The organism is Caballeronia sp. M23-90, from assembly GCF_053574605.1.
On sequence record NZ_JBSIPA010000468.1, the window covers coordinates 1 to 5,054 of the forward strand.

The 5,054-nt window shown below is 57.7% G+C and carries 3 protein-coding genes and 4 pseudogenes; 3 read left to right on the forward strand and 4 right to left on the reverse strand.

The window, feature by feature from the left end; genetic code table 11:
* On the forward strand, positions 1-607 hold a 607-nt coding region (locus tag ACRXB1_RS30120; protein ID WP_449494119.1), incomplete at its 5' end, for an SDR family NAD(P)-dependent oxidoreductase.
* A 142-nt stretch (positions 608-749) separates the two neighbouring features.
* Here ACRXB1_RS30120 and ACRXB1_RS30125 read toward each other — a convergent pair.
* Together ACRXB1_RS30125 and ACRXB1_RS30130 are read right to left on the reverse strand one after the other, a co-directional pair.
* A pseudogene (locus ACRXB1_RS30125) lies at positions 750-881 on the reverse strand (transposase domain-containing protein); the annotation flags it as partial.
* 151 nt (positions 882-1,032) lie between these two features.
* The gene (locus ACRXB1_RS30130; RefSeq protein ID WP_449494120.1) at positions 1,033-1,767 is read right to left on the reverse strand and encodes an IS6 family transposase; all 735 of its coding nucleotides are present in this window, start codon (positions 1,765-1,767) and stop codon (positions 1,033-1,035) included.
* A gap of 200 nt (positions 1,768-1,967) precedes the next feature.
* On the opposite strand from ACRXB1_RS30130, the gene ACRXB1_RS30135 reads away from it, so the two are divergent.
* Positions 1,968-3,104 carry a glutathione-independent formaldehyde dehydrogenase gene (locus ACRXB1_RS30135; protein WP_165106084.1) on the forward strand — a complete coding sequence of 379 codons (1,137 nt, stop codon included), beginning with the start codon at positions 1,968-1,970 and terminating at the stop codon, positions 3,102-3,104.
* A gap of 220 nt (positions 3,105-3,324) precedes the next feature.
* Here ACRXB1_RS30135 and ACRXB1_RS30140 read toward each other — a convergent pair.
* Positions 3,325-3,619, reverse strand: a pseudogene (locus ACRXB1_RS30140) (IS3 family transposase); the annotation flags it as partial.
* 133 nt (positions 3,620-3,752) lie between these two features.
* Positions 3,753-4,748 (reverse strand): annotated as a pseudogene (locus ACRXB1_RS30145) (aldo/keto reductase).
* 178 nt (positions 4,749-4,926) lie between these two features.
* Between ACRXB1_RS30145 and ACRXB1_RS30150 the strand changes: the two are divergent.
* Positions 4,927-5,054: pseudogene (locus tag ACRXB1_RS30150) on the forward strand (IS6 family transposase); the annotation flags it as partial.

Sequence of the window (5,054 nt, forward strand, 5' to 3'; positions counted from 1 at the left end):
CGTCGCAAATCCTGCCGACGCGCAGCGCGTGGTCGCGATGGCGCTATCGCGCTGGGGCCGTCTCGACATCCTGGTTAACAACGCCGGGCGCGGCATGAAGTATGTCAGCGAGCGCTTTCTTACGGAGCCGACCCGCTTCTGGGAAGTCGACCCCGAAACCTGGCGCATGGTCATCGACACCAATGTGAACGGCCCGTTCTTGATGACGCGCGCTGCTGTACCGCATATGATCGCCGGCGGATGGGGCCGCATCGTCAACATGTCGATGAATCACGACACGATGCGTCGCCGCGGCTTTTCGCCCTATGGTCCGTCGAAGGCAGCCCTGGAATCCGAGACCGCGATCTGGGCGCAGGACCTGGAAGGCAGCGGTATCACGGTCAATGCGCTGTTGCCGGGCGGCGCGACCGACACCGGCATGATCCCGCCCGGATTGCCGCAGGATGTGCGCGCCACGCTGCTGGCCCCGGACGTCGTTGTCGCGCCGCTGTTGTGGCTGGTTTCTTCTAAGGCGGACGACGTAAACGGCCGCAGGCTGGTCGCCACCCAGTGGAGCGCTACGGATCCGGAGAAGGCCCTGGAGGAAGCTGGCTGGTGCGGGCGATGATGGCACGGGCCGCGAAGCCCGGGCTCATGGCCCGCTATATGATGAATTGATAATCTCGTTCAGGAAGCAGCGCATGTCACAAGAAAATAGTAAGCGATCAGCGAACCCACACCTTGCGCCGTAGCGCGAGGTCGGTTAGCGCTCAGGTGGTTGGCTTTCGAGCGGGCTTGCCGAGTTCCCACGGCAGCAACGCTTCGTAATCGTCGGCGCTCTTTGCATGAGGCAGCGCCTTGAACAGATCGACGAGATAGCGATAGACGTCGACATCATGCGCCGCACCAGCGCTTCTTTTCTTTCTGCTGAGTAGGTTTTCATTCACCCTGATTTTACCGCCCCCGGACCATGTCTATAAGAATCAGATAACACGACATGGCTTTGTCAACTTACCGAGAGTGAGACGGCACGGCGGCAGATACGACTACTGGTCAGAAAGCAGTCGACGGATTTTGGGCGAGTTCGGCGAAGTCGCGCCATGCAACGAACCGAGCTGCGAGTTGTTTGCGATAGAGTGAAGCACGCAGCAGATGCCGCTTGAGCGCGAAATGTTGTCGGATCGGCCCGAAGCACGAGAGAAATTTCTGTGTGCGGTTAGGGTCGCGAAAGCCGCGCATGCGCCGCTCGCGCTCGCGTGTCGGTTGGTGGCTATTCTCCGCGCGGTTGTTCAGCCGAGCTGCCGCTTTGACGAACACATGCTTCACGTTCGCAAGCTCCGGGATCTCGGCTTTTGCCGCCGGATAGCTGCGCAATTGATCGGTGACGATCTTGCGCGGCACCGGGCTCGAACGCAGCACACGCTTGAAGAAGCGTTTGGCGGCAGCCTTGTCGCGCCGCTTTTGCACCAGGATGTCGAGTTCGGCGCCATGCTCGTCGACCGCACGCCACAGCAGATACGGTTCGCCACGCAGGGTGACGAACATCTCGTCGAGGTGCCACGTGCTACCCGGCTTGCGCCGCGCGGCTTTCACCCGGTGAGCAAAGCCCTTGCCAAACTTGTCGCACCAGCATCGGATCGTCTCGTATGTCACGATCACCCCACGCTCGAAGAGCAGTTCCTCGATGTCGCGCAAGCTCAACTGAAAGCGGAAATACCAGCGCACAGCGCAACTGATGACTCCGGCTGGAAAACGGTGACCGTGATAGAGCGATTTCGATTTCTTCATCCCGCCATCTTACGTGACTGACACAACAACCTGACAACGCCCTGGTATCCGATCTGAAATGCGAAGTGACACTTTTATACGCGCGACGGTGACAAAATTAAGTCGGTTTACGCCTCCGAAATATCAGCGGTGGAACGCGAGATGCTTGGTCCTTAGCGCCGTCCGGCGACACACACCCCCGTTTTCTCAAGGAAACTATCATGAAAGCATTAGTGTACGAAGGCCCTCGCAAGGTCGTAGTTAAAGACATGCCCGATGCGAAGATCGAGAAACCCACTGACGTACTCGTCAAGATGACGACGACCAATATCTGTGGTTCCGATCTACACATGTATGAAGGTCGCACGAATATGGAGACTGGGCGTATTCTCGGACACGAGAACCTGGGGGTCGTCACGGAAATCGGCAAGGGTGTCGAGCGCATTAAAGTAGGTGATCGAGTGTGTCTTCCTTTCAACATCGGCTGCGGATTTTGCAAGAACTGCGAAAAGGGACTCACTGGTTTCTGCCTGACGGCAAATCCGGGAATGGCGGGCGCGGCTTACGGTTTTGCTGGTATGGGACCCTATAGCGGTGGTCAAGCCGAATACCTGCGCGTGCCGTTCGGCGACTTCAACTGCCTGCTGCTGCCACCCGACGCCGAGGAAAAGGAAAATGATTACGTTATGCTCTCCGACATTTTCCCGACTGGTTACCATGCGACCGTGCTGGCAGGCGTCGAGCCGGGCGATAGCGTCGTGATCTACGGCGCGGGGCCCGTGGGACTGATGGCGGCCATGTCAGCATCAATCAAGGGCGCTAGCAAGGTGATGGTCGTCGACACGCATCCCGACCGACTGGCGCTTGCGGAAAAGATGGGCGCGATCCCAATCGACGACAGCGAGGGCAACGCTGCCGATCAAGTGCTGGAGATGACCGGTGGCGAAGGCGCGGACAGAGGCTGCGAGTGCGTCGGATACCAGTGCAGTTGCAAGGGCCACGAAGTGCCTGCGTTGACCATGAACAATCTTGTCAAGTCGGTGCGTGCGACGGGCGGCATAGGCGTGGTCGGCGTATTTGTCGCTGAAGATCCGAACTCCAACGACACACTGATGCAGGAAGGAAAGCTTGCTTTCGACTTTGGCTCAATGTGGATGAAAGGCCAGCACATCGCTACCGGTCAGGCTAATGTGAAGGCCTACAATCGCAAGTTGCGCGACCTGATTGCTGCAGGCAAGGCGAAGCCTTCGGCAATCATCTCTCATGAGCTCAAGCTTGAACAGGCTCCTGAGGCTTATGAACACTTCGATGCACGCGACGACGGTTGGACCAAGGTGATCTTGAAACCGGCAGCATGAGTCGGTCATGCAGGGATCAGCCGTTCCGTCTGGCGGCTGATCGCTTTCTACTTGCATGGGTGAACCAACGATGAAAATCCGCAGGCCACATTTTTTCCGCAATGATTGGCGCAGTTGCAGAGCGCGATCCATGGCCCAATGGCTGCTCTCGCGGCGGCACGTCTCGCGGGCTGTCGAACAATGAGCTTCCCCTTGTTTTTCGTGTTCCAAAGGTCGAACATTATGCCGCCAGATTCTTCTCCTGCTGAGTCGCGATCCAGTCTTGCATGAATGGATTGACGACACTTGACCGAGCGTGGAGTGACGACGGCTCCGGTTATAAAATACTTCGAGGTATTCATACAGGTCTGCAATTGCCTCGACATGCGTGGCGTACCGTCTTTCGTGAACTCGTTCGTTTTCAAGCTGTTGAAGAAGCTATCAGTTGGGGCATTGTCCCAACAATTTACTTTGCGACTCATCGAACACGTCATCCCGTGCTCGGCGAGTTTCGCCTGAAAGGCATGAATGGCGTAACTGGGCGGATTCAACCGGTCGTCGCAACATTGGAATGTTGAACGGTTTTTAGGTAGGCGTCCAGGGTCTCCGCAGGCGTCTTCCAGCCAATTGTTTTCCGGGGCCAGGCGTTCAACGTTGGTTTGAGACTTTTTACCAGCGCTGGTGGACCTGAGGCGCTATATGGCGCTCATAGACTTCACGGACGCGTTGCATTGCCTCATCGGGCAGTGGCGCTAGGCTCGCAGCCGAGACGTTTGACGCCGCTTGGACCGCGTTCTTACTGCCAGGGATGATGACGGAGACGGCATCCTCCATGAGTATCCAACGAAGAGCCAGCTGCGCCATGGAGGCGTCCACCGGTACAAGGGCGCGCAGTTCGTCCACCGCTTTCAACGCGATGTCATAAGGCACCCCGGAGAACGTCTCGCCGACGTCGAACGCCTCGCCATGGCGATTAAAAGCACGATGGTCATCTGACGGGAAAACCGAATCCGCGGACATCTTGCCCGTAAGCATGCCGCTCGCCAGAGGCACTCGCGCAATGACTGCAACGTTTTTCTTTTGCGCCTGCGCAAATAACAAGTCTGCAGGACGTTGACGGAACATGTTGTAGATAATTTGCACCGAAACCACATTGGGATACTCGATCGCCTTCAGCGCTTCCTCGACCTTTTCCACCGACACACCGTAGAAGCGGATCTTGCCGGCAGCGACAAAGTCGTCCATCGCGTCAAACACCTCGGGATGGTAATAAACCTCCGTCGGCGGCTAATGCAATTGCACCAGGTCAAGCGTATTGACGCCCAGGTTCGAAAGGCTCCCGTCAATGAAACCGGCGAGCTCACGCCTGCTCGTATACCCACTGGTCACATGCGGGTCGAGTCGGCGCCCGAGCTTGGTGGCCACCATGGGACGCTCGCCGCCTCGTTGCCGCAACACGTCCCGGATGATCCGTTCCGACCGACCGTCTCCGTAGACGTCTGCCGTGTCAATGAAAGTAACACCGCTATCGAGCGCGGCGTTTAGCGCGGCCTTGGCGTCGTCTTCTGCGACACCGCCCCACGAACCGCCGATCGCCCATGCCCCAAAACCAATTTCCGACACATCCCAGCCGGTACGACCAAATTTTCTCTTCGAAAGTGTCATTTAAGTGCTCGTCCTGTGTTTTGCGAAGTTACGTCGTTGGCTTCAATGAGCCGAACTGCATCAGAGCCGGCCGACGCTTTATTCATAGTGTAACAAGCAGGCGGAGGCTGTAGACGTTGCGTATGTGTTCGAACCCATGCCGCGCTGACAGCTATTGCCTTTGCGTGTTGAGACGTCGCGTGTGCTGCGTTCGAGCCCGGTGCCGCGCAAGATCGTCACCGATCAGTTGCGCAGCTATCCGGCGGCAAAAGCCGAGATCCCGGAGCTTGCGAACGTGGAGCACGTGTTTGTCAAAGCGGCAGCTCG